Raw genomic sequence first — 24,096 nt, 5'->3', positions numbered from 1 at the left:
ACACGCTATTCCATGGAATAGCGCGTTCAGACTGCTTCCGGGCCGCGGTCCTGCTTAAGCCCGAGATAAATCAGCATATATGTGAGATAACCCATCGTCATCACAAGCCCGCCAAAGAAAAAGCTTGAAAAAATCGGCTCTTCAAACGCGGTAACCGCCGCAAGCACGATCCAGCTTGCATACAGGTAGATGATGAAATAACGGAATCCCGACTTCATTTTATATAAGAGAAACAGCCCCACTGTAGAAAACAAACCCAGCGCAAGCCTGAAATAAACAAGATGTTCGAATTGGAACATGAATGACACAAAGGAAAAACCAAGCAATAACACAATCGGTAATGCGGTAATAAAATTTCTCAAGTGAGCACCTCCGTCATTACCTTTATTATAAATCAAAATAGCATAAATTATTGATTTATCGTGATCTTTTTCACAAAAATGTCATTCCTTTACTTTATACCCGAACATCGCGTTTGCAAAAGCTCCACCAAGCGACGGCTAAGAAGAATACGATATGGATAATGATAATGCCTGCGGAAAATAACGGCGTCATTCCCGCAAACAGCGGTTTCGCCCCGCTCATATATTGCGTCAGGTCAGTATTTGCAAACAGCAGAAAACTTCCCCATTTGTTTTGGAAGAGCGACATAATCGTCACGAGTGATTTTGCGCCATACAGCACGATAAATGACAAAATGACGGCCGTTGCGCTGTTTCGGAATACAGAAGAACACAGCAAGCCAAAGCATGCCATCGCAAACGCCTCGACCCAGTTCGTGCCGATTACTTTCAGGGTGTTCATAAGAAGCGTCCCTGATTCAGATGTCACCGACACGCCGAAGAAAGCCATGCCGAACAGCAGAGACAAAATATAGTACGCCGCATACAGGTACAAGCTGACCAAAAATACGGTAATGAGTTTAGATACAAAAATCCGCTCCCGCTTTACCGGGCGGATTAACAAAAATTTGATCGTTTTCTTATCAAATTCAGCGGAAATGATCGTTGCCGCGATCACGATCGTTAATGCCTCAAGCAGAATATTCAGCCCGGGCGCGTACGCCATATAGCCGATGAAATTCTCATCCGTTCCGGAACTGATGACAAGCCGTTTAATGACAAGCGCCATAATAAATTGGAGAACGGCCATCAGAATCAGCGCCACTAATGAGACTTTTCGGTTAAAGAGTTTCATATGCTCATTCGCTGTCAATTTAAACATTCGTCTCCCCCTCCTCTTGAAGCGCCGTCGTCACTTTCATGAATTCATCCTCCAGCGATTCCGCATACGGCATGATGGAATACACGAGAAAGTCTTGTCCGACGAGCGCACGGTTTAATGCCGGGATGTCCTTCTTCGCTACGGTGACGGTAATGCCCCCGCCGTTTTTCTCCGGAGCAAATTGCTGTTGGGACAGCCATTCGAATGCTTCGTCAGCCGGCTGAATGTCGAGGACGGCTTTTTCTTCTTTTTCCTCAGCGCCGCGCAGAACAACCTCTGTTTTGATCTCACCTTTTTGAATGATGATGACACGGTCGCAAAGGTCCTCCACTTCACGCAATAAATGCGTCGCAAAAAGGATGCTCGTCCCTTCAAGCTCCGCGAGTTCCTTTAAGTGATCGCGGAAATCCTTCATTCCGCCGGGATCAAGCCCGTTTGTCGGTTCATCTAAAATGAGCAGATTCGGACGGTGAAGAATGGCCTGCGCAATCCCGAGACGCTGACGCATACCAAGGGAATACGTTTTAACTTTGTCATGAACGGCATTGGTGAGCCCGACCCGTTCGATGACTTCCTGAAGCCTGTCCTCTTTGATGTTTTTGTGCATGTTGGCAAAGTGCTTCAGATTTTCCCACCCCGTCAGGTACGGGTAGAATTCAGGATTTTCCACGATCGCTCCGACGGATTCAAGCGCTTTTTCGAAATCAGCATCGTGCTGAAAGCCGTTAATTGTAATCGTGCCGCTGTTTTTCTTTAAAAGACCGACGATGATTCGGATAAGTGTGGTTTTTCCCGACCCGTTCGGACCGAGCAAACCGATGATCTCGCCCTGCCTGACATCCATGCTGATGTTTTTTAAAATGTGCTTTTTGCCTATTGTTTTGTCAAGGCCTTCAATATGTAAAATCGGCTCAGTCATACAGCCTTCCTCCTTTTTCACAAAAAATAAACAGTGCCCGTACAAAGGCACTGTCTGCATTATAACATTAGTCATATATTCGTGAAGAGCCGGAGCCGACGTTATGTCTTATCCGGGACCGGTCCGTTTTTTTCCTTCTCTTCATTATTGACGACATCCAGAATATCAAGCAGGAACACAAAAATCGGAATTCCGATAATCAAGCCCCAAATGCCGAAGAAATGTTCCGAGAAAATCAGAACTGTAAAGGTAAAAAAGATCGGCAGTTCCGTTTTCGCTGACATCAGTTTCGGATTAAGGAAGTACGTCTCAATCGCATGGATGACGAAAATGACCAGCACGATGTAGATGACATACGCTGCGCCGCCCGTCGTATATGCGATGATGCTGAGCGGAATGAGCGAAATCACCACACCCGCAACGGGAATGAGCCCGAGGAAAAAGACCATGATTGACAGGCCGAACAGCTGCGGAAAATGCAGAATCGCCAATGCGATCAAGGTGAGGATACAGTTCACCAGCGCGATAATAAATTGGGCTTCAAGCACTTTGCCGAATGTTCTCGCAAACTTGCTGCCGAAATAAGCAAGTTCGTAGTAAAAAACAGACAGCTTGCTGTGCTGAAATTTTTTCATAAACTCCGTGAGCCGCTTTTTCTCGAACAGGAAAAACATGCTGAGAATCAGTGACATCACGACCTGCAAACCGAAAGTGCTGATATCGGCCAAGTATGTATACAGTACATTAAAACCTTCTTTTACATAGGAACCGATATTGATATCGCCGAACACGCTCGATATCTCATCATAAAACGGAATGACATCGGGATGATACGCGATGTGCTTGATCTGCTTAATCAGCTGTTCAATCTGCTTGGCAACAATCGGGTAAAAGACAAAGCCTCCGACAGTCGCCCCGACAGCCAGCGCAATATATAAAACGGTGATGACCACCCTCTGGCTGATCCGGAAAAAATGGTTCAACACGTGCCGGATGACAGTCTCCAGCCGATCCATCAGAAAAGTAAAAATAAACGTAAGCAAAATCAAATTAATCATACTTCGGAATACAACTAACACCCCAGTCAAAACAAGAAAAACGGAAAAACGTCTGACACCCGGATGCTGAAAAAATTTAAAAATAGCCGCCATTTATACACTCCTGCTAGGACAAAAAGCCCTTAGATTTCATCTTTCACTCTCTAATTGTAAATTATATAACAAAATGACGCTAAGGTCTTTGTCCACCTCCTAATAAATTTAAACAAATTTATCTTTTTTACTCATGGCGGCCGAAAAAAAGAACGGCATGCCCGATGCATGCCGTTCCTTTCCTTTTATACCGCCGTTTTCATTTCTTTTACGGCCTGTGTGCTTTTCGCTTCGTCAAACTCATTTTCGCTCTTGGCTACGATGATGGTGGCGATTCCGTTTCCGATCAGGTTGACGATCGCCCTTCCTTCACTCATAAAGCGGTCGACGCCGAGGAGCAGCGCCAGTCCCTCCAGCGGAATAACCTGAAGCGCCGATAAAGTGGAGGCGAGCACGATAAATCCGCTTCCGGTTACGCCCGCCGCGCCTTTTGATGTCAGCATCAGCACGAGAATGATCGTAACCTGCTGGCCGATGGTAAGGTCAACGCCGAACACCTGCGCCAGAAAAACCGTCGCCATGGACAGATAAATCGAGGTGCCGTCCAGGTTAAAAGAATATCCCGTCGGAATGACAAGGCCGACAACCGATTTGGAACAGCCGTAGCGCTCCATTTTATCCATCATCCGCGGAAGGACGGACTCAGAAGAGCTTGTGCCGAGAACGATGAGCAGTTCATCTTTAATAAAACGGAGATAGTTCCACAAGCTGAAACCGAATAGTTTGCAAATGATATTCAAAGCGACAAATACAAACAGGAACATCGTAACGTATACAGACAGCATCAGACTCGCCAGCGGCTTGATGGAATCAAGGCCGAAGTGCCCGATCGTATAGGCCATGGCTCCGAATGCGCCGATCGGCGCCGATCGCATGATGTAGCCGATGATTTTGAAAAAAACATGCGACAGTTTATCAAAGAAATCAATAATGCTTTTGCCTCTTTCACCGAGCGCCGCCAGGCCGACACCGAATAAAACAGAAAAGAATAAGACCTGAAGAATGTCGCCTTTTGCGAAAGCGTCAACCATATTTGACGGAACGATGTGAGTGATAAATTCAATCCAGTCAATCCCCTGTCCCCCGTTTTGCGTGTACTGAGAGACATCCCCTTTTTCAAGCTTGCTGTAATCAAGCCCCTCACCGGGTTTCATGATATTGACGACCAGAAGTCCGATAATAAGGGCGATGGTGGTCACGACTTCAAAATAAATAAATGCTTTTCCCCCGACTTTGCCGACTTTTTTCATGTCTCCCATCTTGGCGATGCCAAGCACGATCGTCAGGAATATGATCGGTGCGATAATCATTTTTACCGCATTGATAAATGTATCGCCGAGCGGCTTCATCTGCTTCCCGGCCTCAGGCCATACGAGTCCGACAATGACGCCGATGATAACCGCCGTGATGACCTGCACCGTAAGATTTTTGAAAATTTTCATCCCTACTCCCCCTTGCCTCTCGCTGCGTCTATACAAAATGATAGCGTTTTCAAACAAAGAGGGGAAGCTTATGATCATAACGGACATTTTGGTCTTTTTGGTCTCGGCTAGCGGACGAATTTGTAGCGGTTAACCGGCCGGCCCACTCCCCCGTATTGAATGTCGAGCTTAATCTGGCCGTCTTTTTCAAGAAAATCAAGATAACGCCGCGCTGTCACCCTGGCGATTCCGAGCGCTTTGGCGGCTTCTTCAGCTGAAAGCGGCTCCGTCTGCTGTTTCATATAGGTCAAAATTTCATTCATCGTAAAATGATTTAACCCCTTCGGCAGATCGCGGGACGGATTTTGCGGAATTTTAAGCAGCATGTCAAGCTGCTCTTGCGACATGGTGTCATGCTCTTCAATTTTCCGTTTATATTGTTTATAGTTTTCGAGCGCCTGTCTCATCCGCTCCAGCTTAAACGGCTTCAAAATATAGTCGGCCGCACCGTTTTGCAGCATAAGCTGGATTGTTTCTTTGTCTTTTGCGGCCGAGACGATGATGACGTCCACTTCGAGCTTTTGTTTTCTGATTTCCTGGAGCGTTTTAATTCCGTCTTTTTTCGGCATGTATACGTCTAATACCACGAGCCCGGGCCGCAGATCTTTAATAAGCCTGATTCCCTCGTCTCCGTCAGCGGCTGTGGCGATGACGCTGAACCCCGAAACACCGGTGATAAATTCTTTATTCACCTCCTGCACCATCGGATCATCTTCAATAAGCAGCACCTTGATGTCCATCGAATGATTCCTCCCCCTTCATCGGAAATAAAATAGAAAATGCCGTTCCCTGTCCCTGCCGTGTGTCGACTTCAATAACGCCCATCCCTTTGTCGACGATTTGTTTGACGAGGTACAAGCCATATCCCGTTCCTCCCGTTTTATTGACGGTAAACCCTTTGTCATAAAGGCGCGGGATGTGCTGATCGGAAATCCCGCTTCCGTTGTCTTCTATTAATATAGCAAGCACTTCATCATTTTGCTCGATACTGATGTCAATATGTTTGTCCTCCGTGTCCGCTGTTTCGAATGCGCCGAACGCATTCTCGATTAAATTGCCGAGCAGGACGACAATGTCATGCTGGTCGACATGCTCCGGAAATGCCGAGAAACTGCTGTTTTCATCAATTTTCACAGAAATGCCAAGCTCTTTTCCTCTTTTGATTTTGCTTAACAGCAGTCCCGCCGCAGCGTCATTCTGAATGGCCTGATGAAGAAAATCGGTGACGCTTTCTTGTTCTGATGATTCCTTAAAAGCAAGCTGGAGCGCTTTTTCTGATTTTCCGAGCTGAATCAGTCCCGCGATGGTGTGAAGCTTGTTCATATGTTCATGATTTTGAACTCTGAGCGCATCGACAAAATTTTTCACACCTGTCAGTTCTTCCGCCATTTTCGCCGCTTCCGTCCTGTCCTGAAAAATGGCGACGGCTCCGATGACCTTCTTTTTCATGACGATCGGAATTCTGCTGCTCATGATCACCTTTCCGCTGACTTGGATTTCTTCATTATATACGGCTCGGTTCCGCTCGACGATCTCAGGGAGGCGCGAATCTTTTAACACGTCCCAGATCAGCCTGCCATCGGTCTCTTGTCTGACATTGAATATCTGCTTCGCTTTTTCATTAAAAATGGTGATGTGATGCTGATTATCGATCGCGATGACGCCCTCATTCATTGAATGAAACGTAGCGGTCCGTTCCTCATACATTCTCACGATCTCATGGGGCTCCAGCCAAAACATTTGTTTTTTGATATGGCGGGCCAGCAAAAAGGAGCCGGCCAGTCCGAACCCGAGCGCCAGCAGAACGATAAACAGTATTTCATGTTTCAGCTGAAGAAGAATTTCACCGAATCCGGGCAGCGTTTTACCGGCCAGAACGACGCCGATCTGATTCAAATCCCGGTCTTTGATGGGATAAAAAGCGCGGACGGCGGTGCCGATTTCTCCCTTTGCTTCGGAAAAATAAATGTGCTCGGCGAACGCCGCGGCTTCGTCCTCACCCCTTGAACGCTTTCCGATCATTGTGCTGACGGGATGTGAATAGCGGATATGATCCATATCCATGACGACGATGTAGTCCGCTTCATTGATGATCCTTATTTCTTCGACCGCATGGCGCACGTCTTCCCTTTGTTTTTTCTGCTCGAGGGCGCGTTTGACATCGGTCATCTCAGATACCGTCCGCGCGGTATTCATCAGCCGTTTTTTCAGCTCGCGCTCCTCTGTATGCTGAATATTGCCGATCAGCACGATGCCGACGATCAAAAAGGTAAAAAGCACGACGATATACGAAAGTATGGTGATTTTCCAGCGGATGGTGAGCTTTTTTTTCGTCATTGGCCTCTTCCTTTCCGTCTCTTTACGAAAACGGCCCGCCCGATTATGCTTGTTATAGAAAATGGCGGAGGGGGTTTTCGATGAAAAGCTTGCTGACTTGTCTCAGCCTGATGGTACTCGGTATCGGAACCGCTTTATTCATCGGCTTTCATGATCGTTTCTCAACGGAAGAACCGTATTATGATGACGAACAGGAAGGCCTGAAAGATCAAATCGTTTTCAAATTCAGCCATGTCGTTGCTGAGAACACGCCAAAAGGGCGGGCGGCGAATAAGTTTGCCGACCTGGTCTATCAAAAGTCCGGCGGCACCATTAAAGTAGAGGTGTTTCCAAACGGGAGCCTCTATTCAGATAATGAAGAAATAAACGCCCTCCAAAACGGGGACGTGCAATTCATCGCTCCCTCCACCTCAAAGCTCGGATCACTGTCTCCCGAATGGGGTGTTTTGGATCTGCCGTACGCGTTTACAAACTATAAAGCCGTGCAAGAAGGCCTCAACGGCAAAATCGGCACACGCCTGTTCGCTTCATTAGAAAAGCATCATTTGAAAGGACTGGCGTACTGGACGAACGGGTTTAAGCAGCTTACGTCAAATAAAGGGCCGATCTTCACTCCGGACGATTTGAAAGGACAGGCGCTCAGGATCATGCCGAGCAGCGTGATCGAAGACCAGTACCGCCTGCTCGGCGCCCGCCCGCGGCAGGATTCCTTTAATTCCACGTTTCAGCTCTTGGAAAGCAATCTCGTAGACGGAGAAGAAAATACGATTTCAAATATCTATTCTAAAAAATTTTATAATGTTCAAGATTATTTGACAATCAGCAATCACGGGTACCTCGGTTATGCCGTGATGACCGACGAGCATTTCTGGAATTCGCAGACAGAAAAAACGAGAGCCATCTTAACGGAGGCGATGAGAGAAACGACAGAATGGAACGAAGCCTCCGCTGAGAAAATGAATAAAGACCAGCTTGAAGAGATAAAGAAGAATTCATCCATTCATATTCATGTGCTGAGCAAAGCGGAAAAGAACACATGGATGAAACGCCTCGACCCGATTTACGGACAATATGAACAGGTGATCGGCCGCGGGCTTGTGCAGGATTTGTTATCCTTGCGCCGCGAGCCTTAGCAGGACCAATACGCCCATCTCCGTTTCATCCCTTTTCCCGCCGGGGAAGTAAATAGGGACAGAGCAAAAAAAGGAGATGGAGACATGTTTACACATACGAAAAAACTGCAGCATCCGGCTAAACCGGATCGTCCTGACCCGCTGTTCGCCAAACAGATGCAGGAAATTTTAGGGGGACAATACGGGGAAATATCCGTCGCCATGCAATATTTGTTCCAAGGATGGAATACACGGGGCAATGAAAAATATAAGGATCTTCTGATGGATACCGCGACGGAAGAAATCGGCCATGTCGAAATGATCGCGACGATGATTGCGAGATTGTTAGAAGACGCCCCGCTGGCAGAGCAGGAAAAAGCGGCTGATGATCCGGTCATCGGGTCCATTTTAGGTGGGATGAATCCGCATCATGCGATCGTCTCAGGACTCGGCGCAATGCCGGAGAGCAGCACGGGCGTTCCGTGGAGCGCAGGCTATATCGTCGCAAGCGGAAACCTTCTGGCAGACTTCCGCGCCAATCTGAACGCCGAATCACAAGGAAGGCTTCAAGTCGCACGCCTGTATGAAATGACCGATGATAAAGGCGTGAAAGATATGCTCAGCTTTTTATTGGCCCGCGATACCATGCATCAAAACCAATGGCTTGCGGCCATTAAAGAATTAGAAGCACAGGAAGGCCCGATCGTTCCTTCCACATTCCCGAAGGCGCTGGAAAAACAGTCATTCTCCCATAAGCTTATTCATTTCTCTGATGGCGGAGAAAGCGCTGAACAAAATTGGCTGAAGGAAACAGCGCCGGACGGAGAACCATTTGAATACGAAAAGGAACCGAAAGCGCACGGCGAAATAGCTAAGCTGGATCCCGTCCCGCCGTATGTCCACAACACGCTTCCCGGACGCGAGTAAAGACACAAGCCCAAAACAAACTGTTTTGGGCTTTCATTATGCCTTCAGAACCGTCCAGTCCGGTTCGTATCGGATGTCCGGGTGATGTAACAGCTCGTGAATGACAGGTTCATCCTCCTCGTACAGCATCACTTCTATTGAAAGAATCGCAGCCTTCTGCTCGATTTCTTCGTATAGGCGGTCATGTTCGTTCTCCATAAAATCATCATAGGCCTGTCTGTTCTCCCAAACGCTGATGATCTCTGCGATGAACAGGCCGTCTGCGTTTTTCCGCCAGCCGCCGGCCTGTTTGACGAATCCATTTACACATGATAATGCTCCCCACCTTGACTGTGCTTGCGCAAATGCTTCAGCGTTTGCAGCGTCTGTTTCACATACAATTTTTTTGATCAGCATGACGTTCCTCTGTGATGACTGTTTTCGCATGCGTATGCTCGACACAAAGATTGACGGTTCTGACGTAAGAGCGGGTGCGGTGAATCGTGCCTTTCGGGATGAGCAGGCTGTCATTTGCCTTGAGCACTGCGGTTTCTTTGTCCTTAAAATCAATCAGCAGCTCCCCTTCCAGAACGATGAACCATTCATCTGAGTCAGGGTGATGGTGCCAGTCATATTCTCCCGTAAACACTGCGAGGCGCACACAGTGGTCATTGATCTCCGCGATTGAAAAATTGTCGTGTTTTTCTTTGACTTTATTGGCGATAGCGAGCAAATTCAGCATGTCAGACACGAGTGAAAAACCCCTTTTTCATTTATTGTATCGCAACGGCGGCTCAGATCAAGATTTTCCCAAAATAAAAAGCGATCCAGCTGATGCGCCGGATCGCTTTTGATCTGCAGGTTGTCTGCCTTTTATGCTTTTATTAGCTGCTTCGTCTGTTTCCGCCTTTTTGGCCGATTTCCTTATAAAAATCTTTGTCATGATTTTTGCTTGTGGCTTCTCCGCCTTTTTGGCCGATTTCTTGATAGAATTCCTTGTCATGGTTATTGCTAGTGGCTTCTCCGCCTTTTTCACCGATTTCCTGATAGAATTCTTTGTCGTGATTTTTGCTAGTGGCTTCTCCGCCTTTTTCACCGATTTCCTGATAGAATTCTTTGTCGTGATTTTTGCTAGTGGCTTCTCCGCCTTTTTGACCAATTTCCTGATAGAATTCTTTGTCATGGTTATTGCTTGTCGCTTCTCCGCCTTTTTGACCTGCTTCTTCTCTGCTCATTTTGTTATTATCTTGTGCCATTTTTGAATTCCTCCTTTAATTGGTGTTGGTTGTTGGTTTCCCGATTTCAGAACTGCTAAACAAAGAAAACACATTGAATGTGTTTTCGGGTGGTTTTTATCATTCTGTATCGTCCAGGCGTTTTAGAATCCGGCGTTTTTTATAAAGCATGATGCCTGTTTCCGCGATGCTTTCTAAAGCTGAACGGTTGGCGGACGCGCCGAAGATGATGCCTGCGGCCGGAACCATTTGCAGCAGTTTTTTCGCGGCGAACGTATCGCGGTAGCTGTAAACGACTTCCCGCCAGCCTTGGATTTGCGAGGCGACGCGCTGATAGGCGCGGTCGTTTTGATCATATTGCCGTAAATCTTGCAGGATCGCTTTTTTTCCGATGACGTCACTGGATGCAAGCTGGAGCAATTTGACGATAAACACGCGTTCTTTTTTGTCTTTCGGATCAAAGCCGTAAGCAACCGCGATATCCTGCAGCGTCTTTAAGGACAGGCCGAGCATCGCCGGAATGTCTGCCGCCAGCGTGAATACGCCGCCGACTCCCGTTGCGGCTCCCTGCACCGTCGCGGCCTTTACGCTTGTACGCGCTATGGCTTCTGCGATTTCGTCCATGACGGCAAGCGGCGCATTGCGGATGTCGTGAAGCGTTTGACATGTACCGTGCGGCAGCCGTTTTTGAAACTTTTTCATGATGCGCTTTTCTGATGTCAGGTACTGTCCGCCTGACTGAATAAACGTTCCCGTTTCATCGAGAATGAGTCCGATTTTCCTCTGAATAAATTGCGGTGTCAGCTTGTCCAAAAGCTGAAACGGCAAGCGGGTGAATGTTTGCCAGAACATCACCCTCTGCTGCGCCTTTTCCCATTTTTGAATGTCTCTCAGTTGTCTTTCCAGGTCTGTCCGCTCTTCTGTCACCCGTCCTGCACGTCCTTTCTGATTTCTTTGTTCATAGTATACCTTTATGGCGTTTTCTTTTTACACCCGGACGGATTTTTTATCCGGAAAACATCCCATTGTTTAATTTTCTTCAAATTCTGTATTATTGTATAATTTTGAGTAATACGATTGAAGGAGAATGTTGAATGCAATGGATTTATTTAAGTTTAGCGATCATTTTTGAAGTATTGGGTACGGTCAGCATGAAATTATCAAATGGATTTACAAAACTTGTCCCAAGTATTTTATTATTATTGTTTTATATCGGCAGCCTTTGTTTTCTTACTTTGACTTTGAAATATATAAGTGTCTCCATCGCGTATGCGGTCTGGTCTGGAATGGGGATCGTGCTGATTTCGGTGATCGGAATTTTTTTCTTTCATGAACAGTTCTCTGTCATAAAAGCTGTCTCTGTTCTTCTGATCATCATCGGTGTCGTTTCCTTAAACTTTATTTCTGAAAGTGAAACGTCATCAAACGGCATCAGCGTTCATACGGACAGAAACAGATAATGAAAGGGTTAAAGGTTCTCTTCCTCATTACAGATATTGGATTTATCGTTTATTGGATTGTTACTTTTTTTGAGTGGATTCCAAAAAATATGGTGTTTAAAGATTATGATAACGCCATGATCATGGCCTGGAACTGGTCATTCTTTCCCTTAGATATTTTCATTTCGATAACCGGGCTGTACAGCTTGTTTCTTTATAAACGGAAACATGCGTTATGGCGCCCTTTCGCATTAATATCACTTGTACTGACCTTTTGTTCAGGCCTGCAAGCGATTGCCTTTTGGGTATTTATCGGTGATTTTGATCTTATGTGGTGGGCATTCAATCTGTACTTGCTTCTTTATCCTTTATATTTTATTCGGAAATTGCTGGTCTCTCGTAAAAATAGCTGTCATTCTTTTTGATGAGGCGGTTTTCTTTTTCTTCAGGCGGGAAACACTTTTCATAAAGGAGTGATAGACATGCCTTGGTCTATGAAGGATTATCCGCAATCATTGAAGAATCTCGAGGAACCTGTGAAGAAAAAAGCGATCGAAATCGCGAATGCGATGGTAGATGAGGGTTATGAAGAAGGACGGGCCATTCCCATTGCGACAAGTCAGGCGAAAGAGTGGAAAAAAAACGCTTCTAAGGAAGAAATCGATCAGCTGATGAAACACGATGATGAAACGAAACGCGGAAATTGAATCGGAATAAAGGAAAAACCCCGCTCTCAAGAGAACGAGGTTTTTCTGATTATAAACCGTAATAATAAGATAGCGTGGTGACTGAAACGTAGCCTGTCGCTCCTGCATACGTGACTTTCAGCCATTTATTAGAATTGGTGTAGTGGCCTTGAACATATTCTCCGGTTACCCAAGAACCTGTAATTTTTTTACCGCTTGAGAATGTTGTGATCGTTGAACAGCTGACCTTAGAGCATGAGCGCATATTAGCACCGTAAATACCGACTGTGCCCCCGCTGGCTAAAATGGAAACGTCCGGTTCAGCTTTAGGTTTGAAAGCTGCTGCTGATGCAGAGCCGCCAAAAGCGAATAAAGAAACAGCAAAAATCATGGCTAAAGACATGATCGACAAACGACGTACCAAGAAAATTCCCCCTCTTTTATCATATGGCCGGAAAGCTTTCCTGACGTTATTATACTTTTTCGCCCGGGAGACTGAAATAAGTCTAATGCTCCAACTTCTTTTCTTCGCAAGTGACCATGCCGATTCTTTTTTTGATAGATAACAGCGGTTTATTGGACTGGAATCACTGATATATCGTTGATTCAAACGTTTATTCAGAGCGGCCGGAGTTTTTCCGGAGGTCATTTGAATGGTACAGAAAGGTTTTACCTTCCAATGGAAAGAAACATTATTATTCTATTTACCCGGGAAAACGGAGGAAATACAGCGTCTTTTTCTCAAATCAGTTGGGCGGACAGAAAGTTGTGAAGTTATTAGGCAAGTGTCCTCTTTTCACCTTTTTAAAAGAACGCTCCACGCATCCGCGCATGATCGGACGCGGAAACACGCTTTGCGAACGGCATCGCTTCTTTCCCGGAACGATGTCGTTTTCATTTTCGGACCTTTCTTCGGCGGGATACATATCATAGATAAAACAGGGCATCAATGTGCCGGTTTATTGAACATAAAGAACTTGACATCTTATAATAGCGGATTTATGATGTAGATAAAATAATTTGCATCTAGGAAACTTTTTGTTATTTAGCTAAAAATCTATCGGAATTTAGGTGAGACATAATGAGCAAAGACATCTCAGCACAATCACTGCAAGCAAAAGCCGTGCAGGATGCACTTGACGGCAAAAGCAAGGGATTCAAGCGGCTTCTGCCTTTTTTAGGCCCCGCCTTTATCGCGGCGATTGCCTACATTGATCCGGGAAACTTCGCTACGAATATCTCAGCTGGTTCGAAGTATGGGTATATGCTGCTGTGGGTCATCCTCTTTTCAAACTTGATGGCTTTTTTAATTCAAGTTCTTTCCGCGAAGCTCGGCATTGCCACGGGTAAAAACCTTCCGGAAATCGCCAGAGACCGGTATCCGAAATGGGTATCAGCCGGGCTGTGGATACAGGGTGAACTGGTGATTATGGCAACTGATCTGGCAGAATTTATCGGGGCGGCGCTCGGACTCAACCTGCTGTTCGGCATACCGATGGTTGAAGCGGCCATTATCGCGGCGATCGGATCATTCGCGATTTTAGAGCTGCAGCGCCGGGGTTACCGGGCGCTGGAAGCGGGCATCGCCGGACTTCTGTTCGTCGTGGTGATCGCCTTCGCTCTGCAAACCTTCTTTGCCAAACCTGACGCCGCCTCCGTTCTCGAAGGGCTGTTTATCCCGAAAATTGACGGAATGGACAGTGTGCTTCTGGCAACCGGGATACTCGGCGCAACCGTGATGCCGCATGCCATTTACTTACATTCCGCACTGACACAGCGCCGTGTCGTCGGAAAAACGGATAGTGAGCGGAAAAAGATTTTTAGATTCGAGACGATTGACATTCTCATCGCGATGGTGATCGCCGGGGCGATTAACGCAAGCATGCTCATCGTCGCTGCCGCGCTTTTCTTCAAGAACGGGCTGTATGTAGAAGATTTAGACGTGGCTTATCAGCAATTCGGCCACTATATCGGACCGGCTTCAGCCATTCTCTTCGGGATCGGGCTGCTGGCCGCAGGACTTTCAAGCTCTTCTGTCGGCACATTGTCAGGCGATATTATCATGCAGGGCTTCATCCGTTACCGTATCCCGCTTTATTTGCGGCGTTTCATTACCATCATTCCGCCGATGATCATCATTATCTCGGGGGTCAACGCCACAGAAGCGCTCGTATGGAGCCAGGTCGTTCTTTCATTCGGCATCTCCTTTGCGCTCGTGCCGCTGATTATGTTTACAAGCAACAAACGCCTGATGGGCGCCCTGACGAACCGAAAATGGGTGACGGCTCTCGCCTGGCTGATTGCGGTTTTGGTGATCGCGCTTAATCTGTTTGTGATCTACGATTCATTCCGTTAGAAAAAAACCGGCCATTGCGGCCGGTTTTTCTTTTGACGCCGGGTGCCGTTCGTATCTTTTTCCGGGCGTTTTTGGTATGATAGAAGAAAAATCGGAGTTTTGCTTATGTCAGTATTTATCCTTTTTTATCTGTGGATTGTGCCGATTGTCATCGGCATCTTCTGTTCTCTTTTTGCTTATCGGACAACGGGTAAGAAACGTCTGATTCCCGGCTTTTTGATGATCGCATTAAGCATCGTTTCCTTAATCACGGGGCTTTGGATCGGCGGGGTGAACTATCATGTGTTCATCGGGGGCATGTTTTTATTCGGTACGTTATTGGCCGGCTCCGCCTTCCCGTTTTTCTTCGCTCTTTCACGCAAACGAAAATAAACAGGCATGCCGCCTGTTTATTTTTATTCATTAACCCTAAATTATAAAACCGCTCCGATAATGTGATTCCGCCTCAATCAGCCTGTACATGTGTTATATAGGCTCCAGCCCATGTCCCATCTCATCGAAACTGCAGCCAAAATGAATCCTGCTAAAGAAGATTTTGAATTATAAGAAAAATACTGTATTAAAATCCTATTTACCCCAAAAATACCTATTGATAGAATGGTATCTGAGAGGGGAAAATGTTCAAAGCGGATCATATCGGTCCCGCCTAAATACATAGTCTTTCATTTCTCTCTACACTACATTTCTAAAGGAGGATTTCCCATTAGACACGCAGCTAAAGGCATTCTGTTTGCCGCATCTTTAGCCCTTGTAACTACTGCTTTTGTCCCCGCATCCTTAGCTAAAGAAAATCATAATAATACTGCCAATGCCACTGGAACGACCAAATCATTTTTTTATCAGACTGATACGCAATTTTCCTACGGACTTAAAGCACAAAGCGATGCATCTGTGTCAAAACCAGTCAAAGATGTAATCAGAGAAGTGCTGAAAAATAAAACAAAATTATTCAATCTTGTTGAAAAATTAGCAGGAAAGAAAATAAGAAATGAACTCGAGTCCGTTTTCACTGAACACATCGAACCGGTTTTAAAGAAAATGCTGAACGAGTATGTCGCCTTAAGCTGGACTGACGTGGAAAAGAATCTTTATCTCTCACTTAAAAAGTCCGGACTTTCTGACAGCCAGGCTAAAAACCTCGCTCAATTGACAACTTTAGCAATGAAAGCATTTTAAAATCATTCATAAATGATCGTCAGGAAAATACGTATGAAGTAATGCAAAGTGCTGTTAGATTCACTCTAATAGCACTTTTTCATTGGAGATGTCAAAATGACTGTCTTTTTTACTGTTTTGCTCACTTTCTTATGCTGCCTTGTGATTTCATCTCTTATTTTTATGATTCTATTAAAAAAAGAGATCGTGGATACACCGCCAAACCGCTTAGCTCATGCAGCATTCATCGTACTTATTGGATTCTCCCTGTTCTTCGCTATAACTGTACCTAGCCTAGTTATGTATTTTGCAGCTATAACTGTAAATCATTTTTTCGGAGAATATATCATCTATGGTTCACTTTCAGACTTATACATATTTTCTGTCGTCGTAAGTATCTTAGCTTTAGTTTATATGCTAATCCTTACGGCAATTGTAAAAGGAATGACTCATGTTTTGACATTGCCTGCTTGGTCAGCCTATATCCTTGAATTCATTTTTGCATGGGCTGCTGTTTACTTCTCAATCCAATACGTTTCCAATCATATCATTGAGAACATATCTATATTTCAAGGTGGAGAAATTCTTCTTTCATTGTTCATCACTCTCTTATTTTCGGGATTGGATATCCTTTTCACTAATTTGGATAAGATCACAAAAGAGAAATTAGGCTAAGGGGGTAACAAATATGAGAATCATGACATATATATCCTATTTTTCTATTTCTTTAGTTTTGCAGGTGGTATGGCTGCTATTAATAAAAGATACTCCTAATGTATTTCTGATAGATATGATTACGGTGTCCTTCTTATTCACCCTCTTTATGTTCATCTTAGATCAAATGTTCAAAAAAAAGCGGACAAATTAGCGACTGTTTTTTAATAATCCTCGGGCTTCTCTTTCGTTTTGAAATGATTCCGGATCTGGGGATGTTGCGGCGAACCGTTCATTAATCTTTAACACCAGCCTCTGTAAAATACTTCTCCTTTTATATAACATCCTGACTTTTCCGTCATATATTCAAACGAAAAAACTGCAAAAGGGAGTAATGAAACATGATATTGTTTATTGGCAAGTTCATGTTGCTCTTTTTATTCTGTTCGCTGGCATATTATTTGTTTAAAATTGTTTATTACAATATAGGGAAGAACATTGCGCTTAAAACCCCGAAAGGGACAAAGACAAACCGGACGGCACGTGTGTTTGTCAAAAATGGAACTACACTGAATGAGGGAGATTACTTTATGATCGCTGTTGTGACCGCTCTCTGGCTGTTCTTGAGATGAATTGCACTGGTCCTTCATAAGTTTTTTGATCAGCCATCGCTCGCCAGCCGCGGCTTTTCACAATCTCCGTTTCCGTTTAGGACGGCTATATGCAAGCCAAGTCGCTCAACAAATAAAAAAATAAACAGGCATGCTGCCTGTTTATTTTTTTATAACCGCCGGCTTTTTAAAACAGCCGTTTTAAGCTTTTCTTGAGTGACGGCATTTCGATTTTTTGGTTTTCAAAGAAGTTTTTCAACATGTATTTGCTGAAGCCCTTCGCTTGGCCGTAAGTGATTTTTCCCGGAAGCGGCGGCTCGTCGCCGATAACGGCGTCGATGACGACCGGCTCATTTGAGTTGAGCGCTTCATGAAAAGCGGGAGCCAATTCCTCGTGTTTCGTCACTTTGATCCCTTTTGCTCCGCAGCTTTCTGCAAAAGCGGCGTAATCCATATTTTGCAGCTGGGTGACGTAGTCAATGTTGCCTTTGACCCGCTGTTCATATTCAATCATGCCTAAATTTTCGTTGTTTAAAACGACAACCGTAATCGGCAGTTTATATTTAACAGCCGTCGGCAGGTCCTGCATCACCATTGAAAATCCGCCGTCTCCGCAAATGGCGATGGACTGCCGCTCAGGTTCGGCAAGGCTTGCAGCAATCGCTCCGGGAAGCCCGCATCCCATCGTGGCGAGCCAGCTTGAGACGATAAAGTCCTGCTTTTTCATTTTAAAATGGCGGGCCATCCACACCGTAACCGTTCCGACATCCACTGACAGGACGGCGTCCTCTGCGGCCGCATCCTGAAGCCGGGCAATGACCTGCTGCGGCTTGAGCGGATGAGTCGCTTCGGTTTCATCCTTTTCGATTTCCTTCCACCAATGCTTCATGTGCTCGGTGCAGGCGTCCAAAAATCTTCTGTCTTCTTTATATTCAATGTATTCCGTCAGCTCTTTCAGCCCCAGAGCCGCATCACTGACGATTCCCGCATTGACGGGATAGCGCTTGCCGATTTTCGCCGGATCCGAATCAAGCTGAATGGCGGGCGTATCATCCGGGAGATAATCCCTGTATGGGAACGATGTGCCGAGCATGATCAGCAGATCGCATTCCTCCATTGCTTCGTAGGCGGGCTTTGTGCCGATTTGCCCGAGATTCCCGAGAAAGTGGGGATGGCTGTCAGGCACGACGCCTTTTGCCGGAAGGGTAATGACAATCGGAGCGGCCGCTTTATCGGCGAATGCGAGCAGCTCCTCCTTTGCTGATTTTAACCCTTGGCCGGCGAGAATGACCGGTTTTTTTGCGTTGTTAATATATTGCGCGCATGTCACGAGATGTTCTTTTTTCGGCTCTATATCAGCTTTGAGGTATATCGGCGATGTGTAAACCGGCTCCCGTTTGATTTTTTGCGCGAATAAATCATCAGAAACGGTTAAAACGGCAACGCCTTTTTTGCTGTAAGCCGTGCGGATCGCCTGATTCAGAAGATCGGGCAGCGCTTCTGCCGTATGTACTTGCTGGTTGAATACCGCCACGTCCTCAAACATTTGCTCTAATTTGATTTCCTGAAAGCTGTCACGGCCGATTTCATCGGAAGCCACCTGTCCCGCAATCGCCAGCACCGGAACGCCGTCCGCTTTGGCGTCATATAAACCGTTCAGCAGATGAACGGCCCCCGGTCCTGCGATTGAAAGGCAGACACCGATCTGCCCGGTCAGTTTTGCCTCAGCCGCGGCAGCCAGGGCTGCGACTTCTTCGTGCCGGGTTTGGATGAATGTCAGGTTATTCCGTTCATGTCTCAGTTCTTCGATAAATTCATTAATGCTGTCTCCGGGAATGCCGTATATATGACCGACTCCCCATTGTTCAAGCAGCTCCGTCATTACGTGTCCTGCTGTTTTACTTGGCATACTGCATCCTCCTTTTACCTGTATTCATGCCCTTTTTCAAACGGGTTGAAACACGGGCTATACTCTCAGCTTTTTTCTTAGCAGATCAAGGATGGATAACAGATTCCGGTCTTTAAGGACTGCCTTACGATTTGCCGCCCCATTGAGTCCGTCTTTTATTTGCCGTTTTCTGTTCGGCACCATGAACAGCGGCAGCCGGTTTGGGGAAAACCAGCGTAAAGCGGCGGTTTCCGATCCGTTCATCAGCGGTGTTCCTCCGGTAATGGCTCCGATGAAAACGTGCTGTGTATCTTCAAATGCCGGCCTTTCATACTCACCGGATTTTTGCAGGATGGTCACGTTATACCCGGTTTCTTCGAAGGCCTCTCTGACGGCTGCGGCTTCAGGTGTTTCACCTTCTTCAATCCTGCCCCCGGGCAAATCCCATAGTGGAACGTCTTTTCGTTTTACGAGCAATATGTCCCGCCCGTCATTTTGTATGATGACAAAAGCGCCTTGTGCCATGTCGTCCTCCTTTACAAAAAAGACCGCGGCATTTTAGCCTGCGGTCTTTCCGTTACTTTTTAAAATGATACGGCAGGGTGGCGACGATTATGTCCTTCTTCCAAAACAGCCGGACGCGGAGCAAGAAGGCTGATTGGTTGTGAAGGATGGTCTGCCAGCGTTTCTTCGTAATAAATTGCGGAAACAGCACCATCACGGAGAACTGTTCTTTTTTCGCTTTCTGTTCGACCGTTTCTAAAAACTTATCAAACGGATGAACCAGACTGCGGTATGAGGAATGCAGGGTGACGAGGCGGACGCCGTTATGAAGTTCTTCCCAGCGCTTTTCCACCTTTTTTTCGTTTTCTCTGTCAAAGGAAACATGAACCGCAATGACCTGATCTGATAATGATTTCGCATACTGAATCGATTTTTGGACGACGGTGGTGACACCGGCGACAGGCACGATGACGACGGTTCCCCTGATTTCCTCAGGCTGCTGATCAACGACCCGCAGCTGTTCGCTGACCGCGGTGTAGTGATTTTTAATGACGAAGAACAGCATGACGACAGCAGGCATGAATAACAGCACCGGCCAGACAAGATTGAACTTCGTCGCGAATAAAATACACAGCACCATAAATGAAATGGCGGCGCCGCATGAGTTAATCAGCATTTTTACCGCCCAGCCCTTCGGCTTCTGCCTGATCCACTTGATGCACATTCCCGTCTGCGACAGCGTAAACGGAATGAACACGCCGACGGCATAAAGCGGAATTAAATGTTCCGTGCGGCCGCCGAATAAAAGAATGAGCAGGATGGACGCGATACCGAGAAAGATGATTCCGTTTGAAAATCCTAACCGGTCGCCTCGGACCGTAAACATTCTCGGCATATACTGATCGCGCGCTAAATTAAACGCCAGCTGCGGAAATGCGGAAAAGCCCGTATTCGCCGCAAGCACGAGAATCAATGATGTAACGCCTTGAATGAAATAATACACCGTATGGCGGCCGAAGGTTTCCGCGGCGATTTGTGAAATAACGGTCTCGTTAGGCTTCGGACCCGTGCCGTAGCCGTACGCCAGCACCGTAATCCCCGTAAATAAGATCGCCAGCAGAATCCCCATCATGGCCAAAGTGCGGGCCGCGTTTTTTGCCGGAGGATTTTTAAAGGCCGGGATCGCGTTTGAAATGGCTTCAACACCGGTCAGCGCCGAACAGCCGGATGAAAAGGCCTTCAGCAGCAAAAACAGCGTGATGCCCGCCACGGGCGTGCCGATTGGTGTATGCTCGGCCGGATGAACCTGGCCCGTCATGAGCTTAAACAGCCCGACGACGATCAAAAGGACAAGCGCCGCCACAAACAGATAGACGGGATACGCCAAAATGGACGCCGACTCTGACAGTCCTCTCAAATTTAAAATCATAATCAGAATCACAAGCAAAACAGCAATGAGCAAATGATGCGGGTGCAAAGCCGGAAATGCCGATGTAATCGCGTCAGTTCCGGCAGAAATGCTTACCGCCACCGTCAGAATATAATCAACAAGCAATGAGCCGCCCGCAATCAGGCCGGGCTTCTCACCAAGATTTTCTTTAGAAACCATATAAGCGCCTCCGCCTTGCGGATAAGCGTAAATAATCTGTCTGTAGGACAGAATCAAAGCAAGCAGCAAAATGAGAACACCCGCTGCGATCGGAATGGAATACCAAAACGCGGCCGCGCTTACCGCAGCCAAAATGATCAGGATCTGTTCCGTTCCGTAAGCAACTGATGACAGCGCGTCTGAAGAAAGCATGGCGAGCGCCTTGAGTTTCGTGAGTTTCTGCTCTCCGGCCGCCTGTGATTTCAGCGGTTTCCCAATCAAAAATCTTTTGATTGAATGGTACATTTGTTGTCTTCCCCTTTTTTTCATTTTCCGTTTGATTTACAAAACCTTACTGCTATGATGTCTCCGAATGCTGATTGCATGCCATATTTCAGCACAGCAAAAAGACACAGAGGCAAACGGATGCCCCTGCGCCATAATCGTGCACAGGTTTCATTCATCTCCTCTCATGAACGCTTACGAGGTTAGCTGTCGGATTCGGGCTGATGAGAGTTGGCCCTACCTGAAAAAGGATTCACCCCAAGCGGCATCACGCGCCGCAAATTGGTTCCCCCGCTCTGATTACAGATTAAGCGATATAGATTATAAAAGAGATCATACTCCCGTCCCGTTCAGTTGTAAAGGGGCTTTTATGCTGTTTCAAAAATAAAAAAATCACCGCCAAAAATGGAAATAAAAATACAAAAAAAGAGGCTTGTTAACGGCCTCTTTTTCCTTCATTACTCTTCGCTTTTTTCATGATCCGTTTTTCTTTTTTTCCTTCTTGCCGTCAGCCAGATCAGACCGGCCGCAATGATCATAAGCGCCGCGAAAACAGCAATATACGTAACGTTCAGTGCTGCGGACCGGCTCTTCGTATCAGCCGCCGGACTGCTGTCATCGGACTTGATTTGCTGATGATTCGAAAACAGCTGCCGGCCGGCTGTTTCGTTAATGACGGTTGCGGCATCGCTTGTGCTGTCTAAAAAGCTGATCAGCTCTTTTGTGACAGACGCGCCGCTTCCTGATAACGGAGCAAAAACAGCGATGCTCCGGCCGGCGTCCCAAGGTGATTCCTGGGTAAACGCGACTTGTTTCGTCGTCTCATTCAGCATCTGAAACGAAGAAACATCGTAAGCTCCGCTGCGGTCTGACGGCACGAGAAGCTTAGAGGCGTTTGATTTCAAAAGCGGAATTTGCGGCAGGCCTCCGATAAACACAACATTCCGGCCTTTGGCATCCGCTTCCTTCATGTCTGATGCCGTCTTTACGGTAAAGCCGTTTCCGAATGAATCCGCCACCAGAGAAAGTTCTTTCAGTGTCTGTATGTTTACGCCATCCGGGATGACGATCACTGTTTTCTCTTTCCCGCCGCCCGCAAACGGGAGCGGCCATTGCCCGAAATCAGCTTTCTGCGCCGCATCGCTTACCGGATACGTCAGCGTGCTGCTTTTATCAATATAGACCCATTTGTTTTCGTCACGGTCGATACACGGATTGTTATGTTTCAAACCTGATGTGACAAATTGCAGATCAATGTACCTGCTGCTTCGCAAAAGCTTCGGATCAATCGGGATGGAGACGTGGTAAAAGCCGTCTTTATCTTTATTACCGAGATCATCAAGACGCACCGCATTCGGCTGTCCGTTGACCATGACGTTCAGCTCCGCTCTCTCGGCGTCATTTGCTGAATCCGCCTTCGTCCGGATCGATTCCGACGTTTTTAATGTAAGTGAAAGCTTGACCTTACCGTCTTTATCAACAGCGGCCGCCGCAGGGTAAAAGAAGTGCTCTGACGCCGTTTTGTTTGATCCGACCGTTACATTTCCCGCGCCGAAGTCCTCTAGTGTCAGTTTATTGCCTGTCTTTTCCGCAGCAGGCTGAAGGCGGCCGATTGTCAAAGTATCTCCGCCCAGCTGGCTTGAATAAGCGCTGTCTGTAATGACGCGGATTTTATCCGCCAGCGTTTTGTCTGATTGCGCCGTGACAAACAGGACGGGCTGCCGTTTGTCCCCTGATGTCAGAACCCGTTCAGCGAGAAGAAGTTTGTTGTCCTCCGCTTTGATGTTCCCGCGTTCGAAAAGCTCTTTTATTTTCCCGTTCCAATGCTGATCAGCGCCGATGACAATTGACGGATTGCTGATTTTGCCGGCGTCGGATTCTTTTACATAGGATACCTTCAGCCTGCTGTCTGCCGTTTTCAGAAATGCTTCTGTTTTGACTGCGGCTTCAGCTTCCGCCGAGGTCGGTTTGTCAGGAAGGATAATATATGTTTCTTCACCCGTATTGCCTGATTGAGCAAACGGATACGGGAAATGGCCGAGATCCGCTCCCTTTGACTTGCTTGCTTCTGAAAGCACAAGGCGGCTGTCCGGGTAAATTTTTATCCAGTTGCCTGACGTATCCTGCCTGACGCAGACGCCCTCTTTTAATACGCCGTAAAATCGTAATGATACATTGTGAAAGCCTTGGGCGGATTGGCTTTTGCTGAGGTTGAGCTTCACCGTTTTCCGCTTGGAACTGCCGTCAAGCTTTATGGATTTGATGGGTTCATCATCAATGGCGATGGTTAAAGAAGACGGGGCAATTAATAAGTTTGACGCCTCGTAATCAATCAGAAGCGACTGATCGGCATTCGAAGCTCCCGCAGGAATCTGATAGGTCAGCTCTGCGCTGTCTTTCGCCCCGTACAGTGTCATCAGATCGCCAGTCAGCGCCTGCTGCTCTTTTGCGCCGGCGCTTGTTCCGAGGGCGGAACCGTCCGTTTTCAGTTCCCGGGCCGCGGCCGCCTGCCCGTTATACATCAATAGCAAAAGGCCAGTTATCAATATGATCGCTTTTTTCAAA

The 24,096-nt window shown here is 46.7% G+C and carries 25 protein-coding genes, 1 pseudogene and 1 riboswitch; of the genes and pseudogenes, 10 read left to right on the top strand and 16 right to left on the bottom strand.

Going from position 1 to position 24,096, the window contains the following annotated elements; genetic code table 11:
* Nucleotides 1–26: 26 nt before the first annotated feature.
* The 7 genes from V7728_RS11650 to V7728_RS11620 all read right to left on the bottom strand — a co-directional run bounded on the left by V7728_RS11650 (nucleotide 27) and on the right by V7728_RS11620 (nucleotide 7,112).
* A complete protein-coding gene (locus tag V7728_RS11650) occupies nucleotides 27–362 on the bottom strand; it encodes a hypothetical protein (RefSeq protein WP_007410218.1) in 336 nt (111 codons plus the stop codon).
* A gap of 94 nt (nucleotides 363–456) precedes the next feature.
* Nucleotides 457–1,224: an ABC transporter permease gene (locus V7728_RS11645; protein ID WP_007410217.1), complete on the bottom strand. Its 768-nt coding sequence runs from the start codon at nucleotides 1,222–1,224 to the stop codon at nucleotides 457–459.
* Nucleotides 1,217–2,143 (bottom strand): ABC transporter ATP-binding protein, encoded by a 927-nt coding sequence (locus V7728_RS11640; protein WP_012116860.1) that lies wholly within the window; start codon nucleotides 2,141–2,143, stop codon nucleotides 1,217–1,219. Before V7728_RS11640 ends, V7728_RS11645 begins: the two co-directional genes overlap by 8 nt.
* Nucleotides 2,144–2,244: 101 nt before the next feature.
* Nucleotides 2,245–3,294: an AI-2E family transporter gene (locus V7728_RS11635; RefSeq protein WP_007410215.1), complete on the bottom strand. Its 1,050-nt coding sequence runs from the start codon at nucleotides 3,292–3,294 to the stop codon at nucleotides 2,245–2,247.
* Nucleotides 3,295–3,479: 185 nt separating this feature from the next.
* Entirely contained in the window at nucleotides 3,480–4,736 is a 1,257-nt protein-coding gene (gene dctP, locus V7728_RS11630) for a C4-dicarboxylate transporter DctP (protein WP_099566416.1), read from the bottom strand.
* Nucleotides 4,737–4,843: 107 nt separating this feature from the next.
* Complete coding sequence (locus tag V7728_RS11625; protein WP_003156219.1) at nucleotides 4,844–5,515, bottom strand: response regulator; 672 nt, start codon at nucleotides 5,513–5,515, stop codon at nucleotides 4,844–4,846.
* Nucleotides 5,490–7,112, bottom strand: coding sequence for an ATP-binding protein (locus tag V7728_RS11620; RefSeq protein WP_014416956.1), 1,623 nt, complete (start codon nucleotides 7,110–7,112; stop codon nucleotides 5,490–5,492). The genes V7728_RS11625 and V7728_RS11620 overlap by 26 nt, the downstream gene beginning before the upstream one ends.
* An 80-nt stretch (nucleotides 7,113–7,192) precedes the next feature.
* Here V7728_RS11620 and V7728_RS11615 point away from each other — a divergent pair, with 80 nt between their 5' ends.
* Entirely contained in the window at nucleotides 7,193–8,245 is a 1,053-nt protein-coding gene (locus tag V7728_RS11615) for a TRAP transporter substrate-binding protein (RefSeq protein WP_094031515.1), read from the top strand.
* 84 nt (nucleotides 8,246–8,329) lie between these two features.
* Complete coding sequence (locus V7728_RS11610) at nucleotides 8,330–9,151, top strand: manganese catalase family protein (protein ID WP_099566415.1); 822 nt, start codon at nucleotides 8,330–8,332, stop codon at nucleotides 9,149–9,151.
* Between the two features lie 36 nt (nucleotides 9,152–9,187).
* On the opposite strand, the gene V7728_RS11605 is transcribed toward V7728_RS11610, so the two are convergent.
* The 4 genes from V7728_RS11605 to V7728_RS11590 all read right to left on the bottom strand — a co-directional run bounded on the left by V7728_RS11605 (nucleotide 9,188) and on the right by V7728_RS11590 (nucleotide 11,292).
* Complete coding sequence (locus V7728_RS11605) at nucleotides 9,188–9,547, bottom strand: DUF4937 domain-containing protein (protein WP_099566414.1); 360 nt, start codon at nucleotides 9,545–9,547, stop codon at nucleotides 9,188–9,190.
* Nucleotides 9,522–9,881 (bottom strand): cupin domain-containing protein, encoded by a 360-nt coding sequence (locus V7728_RS11600; protein WP_099566413.1) that lies wholly within the window; start codon nucleotides 9,879–9,881, stop codon nucleotides 9,522–9,524. The genes V7728_RS11605 and V7728_RS11600 overlap by 26 nt, the downstream gene beginning before the upstream one ends.
* Nucleotides 9,882–10,014: 133 nt before the next feature.
* Complete coding sequence (gene gsiB / locus V7728_RS11595; RefSeq protein ID WP_015416859.1) at nucleotides 10,015–10,386, bottom strand: glucose starvation-inducible protein GsiB; 372 nt, start codon at nucleotides 10,384–10,386, stop codon at nucleotides 10,015–10,017.
* A gap of 99 nt (nucleotides 10,387–10,485) precedes the next feature.
* A complete protein-coding gene (locus tag V7728_RS11590; RefSeq protein ID WP_015239183.1) occupies nucleotides 10,486–11,292 on the bottom strand; it encodes an EcsC family protein in 807 nt (268 codons plus the stop codon).
* A gap of 167 nt (nucleotides 11,293–11,459) precedes the next feature.
* Here V7728_RS11590 and V7728_RS11585 point away from each other — a divergent pair, with 167 nt between their 5' ends.
* The 3 genes and pseudogenes from V7728_RS11585 to V7728_RS11575 form a co-directional block, all read left to right on the top strand.
* A complete protein-coding gene (locus V7728_RS11585; protein WP_007410206.1) occupies nucleotides 11,460–11,825 on the top strand; it encodes a DMT family transporter in 366 nt (121 codons plus the stop codon).
* Nucleotides 11,822–12,229 (top strand): DUF5360 family protein, encoded by a 408-nt coding sequence (locus V7728_RS11580; protein WP_012116851.1) that lies wholly within the window; start codon nucleotides 11,822–11,824, stop codon nucleotides 12,227–12,229. The genes V7728_RS11585 and V7728_RS11580 overlap by 4 nt, the downstream gene beginning before the upstream one ends.
* A 57-nt stretch (nucleotides 12,230–12,286) precedes the next feature.
* Nucleotides 12,287–12,502: pseudogene (locus V7728_RS11575) on the top strand (DUF2188 domain-containing protein); the annotation flags it as partial.
* Between the two features lie 58 nt (nucleotides 12,503–12,560).
* On the opposite strand, the gene V7728_RS11570 reads toward V7728_RS11575, so the two are convergent.
* Nucleotides 12,561–12,914 carry a hypothetical protein gene (locus tag V7728_RS11570; RefSeq protein WP_015239180.1) on the bottom strand — a complete coding sequence of 118 codons (354 nt, stop codon included), beginning with the start codon at nucleotides 12,912–12,914 and terminating at the stop codon, nucleotides 12,561–12,563.
* 654 nt (nucleotides 12,915–13,568) lie between these two features.
* On the opposite strand from V7728_RS11570, the gene V7728_RS11565 reads away from it, so the two are divergent.
* The 5 genes from V7728_RS11565 (at nucleotide 13,569) to V7728_RS11540 (ending at nucleotide 17,287) form a co-directional block, all read left to right on the top strand.
* A complete protein-coding gene (locus V7728_RS11565; RefSeq protein WP_094032124.1) occupies nucleotides 13,569–14,846 on the top strand; it encodes an Nramp family divalent metal transporter in 1,278 nt (425 codons plus the stop codon).
* 105 nt (nucleotides 14,847–14,951) lie between these two features.
* The gene (locus tag V7728_RS11560) at nucleotides 14,952–15,218 is read left to right on the top strand and encodes a hypothetical protein (RefSeq protein WP_014416946.1); all 267 of its coding nucleotides are present in this window, start codon (nucleotides 14,952–14,954) and stop codon (nucleotides 15,216–15,218) included.
* A 225-nt stretch (nucleotides 15,219–15,443) separates the two neighbouring features.
* Nucleotides 15,444–16,022, top strand: a complete 579-nt coding sequence (locus V7728_RS11555) for a hypothetical protein (RefSeq protein WP_189318608.1) — start codon at nucleotides 15,444–15,446, stop codon at nucleotides 16,020–16,022.
* A 96-nt stretch (nucleotides 16,023–16,118) separates the two neighbouring features.
* A complete protein-coding gene (locus V7728_RS11550) occupies nucleotides 16,119–16,676 on the top strand; it encodes a hypothetical protein (RefSeq protein ID WP_099566411.1) in 558 nt (185 codons plus the stop codon).
* A 380-nt stretch (nucleotides 16,677–17,056) separates the two neighbouring features.
* Nucleotides 17,057–17,287 carry a hypothetical protein gene (locus tag V7728_RS11540; protein WP_061581778.1) on the top strand — a complete coding sequence of 77 codons (231 nt, stop codon included), beginning with the start codon at nucleotides 17,057–17,059 and terminating at the stop codon, nucleotides 17,285–17,287.
* Nucleotides 17,288–17,453: 166 nt separating this feature from the next.
* On the opposite strand, the gene V7728_RS11535 is transcribed toward V7728_RS11540, so the two are convergent.
* From V7728_RS11535 to V7728_RS11520, 4 genes are all read right to left on the bottom strand, one after another.
* Nucleotides 17,454–19,175: a pyruvate oxidase gene (locus V7728_RS11535; protein WP_014304370.1), complete on the bottom strand. Its 1,722-nt coding sequence runs from the start codon at nucleotides 19,173–19,175 to the stop codon at nucleotides 17,454–17,456.
* A gap of 57 nt (nucleotides 19,176–19,232) precedes the next feature.
* Entirely contained in the window at nucleotides 19,233–19,679 is a 447-nt protein-coding gene (locus V7728_RS11530; RefSeq protein WP_015239176.1) for an NUDIX hydrolase, read from the bottom strand.
* A 52-nt stretch (nucleotides 19,680–19,731) separates the two neighbouring features.
* Complete coding sequence (locus V7728_RS11525) at nucleotides 19,732–21,552, bottom strand: APC family permease (protein ID WP_072588804.1); 1,821 nt, start codon at nucleotides 21,550–21,552, stop codon at nucleotides 19,732–19,734.
* 156 nt (nucleotides 21,553–21,708) lie between these two features.
* A riboswitch (cyclic di-AMP (ydaO/yuaA leader) is annotated at nucleotides 21,709–21,855 on the bottom strand.
* Nucleotides 21,856–21,989: 134 nt separating this feature from the next.
* On the bottom strand, nucleotides 21,990–24,095 hold the full coding sequence (locus V7728_RS11520; protein ID WP_082998990.1) for a cellulose biosynthesis cyclic di-GMP-binding regulatory protein BcsB: 2,106 nt from the start codon (nucleotides 24,093–24,095) through the stop codon (nucleotides 21,990–21,992).
* Between the last annotated feature and the right edge of the window lies 1 nt (nucleotide 24,096).

Source organism: Bacillus sp. JHAA, assembly GCF_036961585.1.
Lineage (GTDB): Bacteria > Bacillota > Bacilli > Bacillales > Bacillaceae > Bacillus > Bacillus velezensis.
Note: the sequence above shows the minus strand (reverse complement) of the source record. Positions and strands in the feature narration are given on the sequence as shown.

Bases quoted from the DNA above. Each gene is read 5' to 3' on its own strand.
- V7728_RS11645 (WP_007410217.1), bottom strand. From the start codon at position 1,224: ATGTTTAAATTGACAGCGAATGAGCATATGAAACTCTTTAACCGAAAA.
- V7728_RS11530 (WP_015239176.1), bottom strand. From the start codon at position 19,679: ATGGCACAAGGCGCTTTTGTCATCATACAAAATGACGGGCGGGACATA.
- V7728_RS11610 (WP_099566415.1), top strand. From the start codon at position 8,330: ATGTTTACACATACGAAAAAACTGCAGCATCCGGCTAAACCGGATCGT.
- V7728_RS11535 (WP_014304370.1), bottom strand. From the start codon at position 19,175: ATGCCAAGTAAAACAGCAGGACACGTAATGACGGAGCTGCTTGAACAA.
- gsiB (WP_015416859.1), bottom strand. From the start codon at position 10,386: ATGGCACAAGATAATAACAAAATGAGCAGAGAAGAAGCAGGTCAAAAA.
- V7728_RS11615 (WP_094031515.1), top strand. From the start codon at position 7,193: ATGAAAAGCTTGCTGACTTGTCTCAGCCTGATGGTACTCGGTATCGGA.
- dctP (WP_099566416.1), bottom strand. From the start codon at position 4,736: ATGAAAATTTTCAAAAATCTTACGGTGCAGGTCATCACGGCGGTTATC.
- V7728_RS11560 (WP_014416946.1), top strand. From the start codon at position 14,952: ATGTCAGTATTTATCCTTTTTTATCTGTGGATTGTGCCGATTGTCATC.
- V7728_RS11585 (WP_007410206.1), top strand. From the start codon at position 11,460: ATGCAATGGATTTATTTAAGTTTAGCGATCATTTTTGAAGTATTGGGT.
- V7728_RS11605 (WP_099566414.1), bottom strand. From the start codon at position 9,547: ATGCTGATCAAAAAAATTGTATGTGAAACAGACGCTGCAAACGCTGAA.
- V7728_RS11640 (WP_012116860.1), bottom strand. From the start codon at position 2,143: ATGACTGAGCCGATTTTACATATTGAAGGCCTTGACAAAACAATAGGC.
- V7728_RS11525 (WP_072588804.1), bottom strand. From the start codon at position 21,552: ATGTACCATTCAATCAAAAGATTTTTGATTGGGAAACCGCTGAAATCA.
- V7728_RS11555 (WP_189318608.1), top strand. From the start codon at position 15,444: ATGGTATCTGAGAGGGGAAAATGTTCAAAGCGGATCATATCGGTCCCG.
- V7728_RS11620 (WP_014416956.1), bottom strand. From the start codon at position 7,112: ATGACGAAAAAAAAGCTCACCATCCGCTGGAAAATCACCATACTTTCG.
- V7728_RS11540 (WP_061581778.1), top strand. From the start codon at position 17,057: ATGATATTGTTTATTGGCAAGTTCATGTTGCTCTTTTTATTCTGTTCG.
- V7728_RS11635 (WP_007410215.1), bottom strand. From the start codon at position 3,294: ATGGCGGCTATTTTTAAATTTTTTCAGCATCCGGGTGTCAGACGTTTT.
- V7728_RS11625 (WP_003156219.1), bottom strand. From the start codon at position 5,515: ATGGACATCAAGGTGCTGCTTATTGAAGATGATCCGATGGTGCAGGAG.
- V7728_RS11550 (WP_099566411.1), top strand. From the start codon at position 16,119: ATGACTGTCTTTTTTACTGTTTTGCTCACTTTCTTATGCTGCCTTGTG.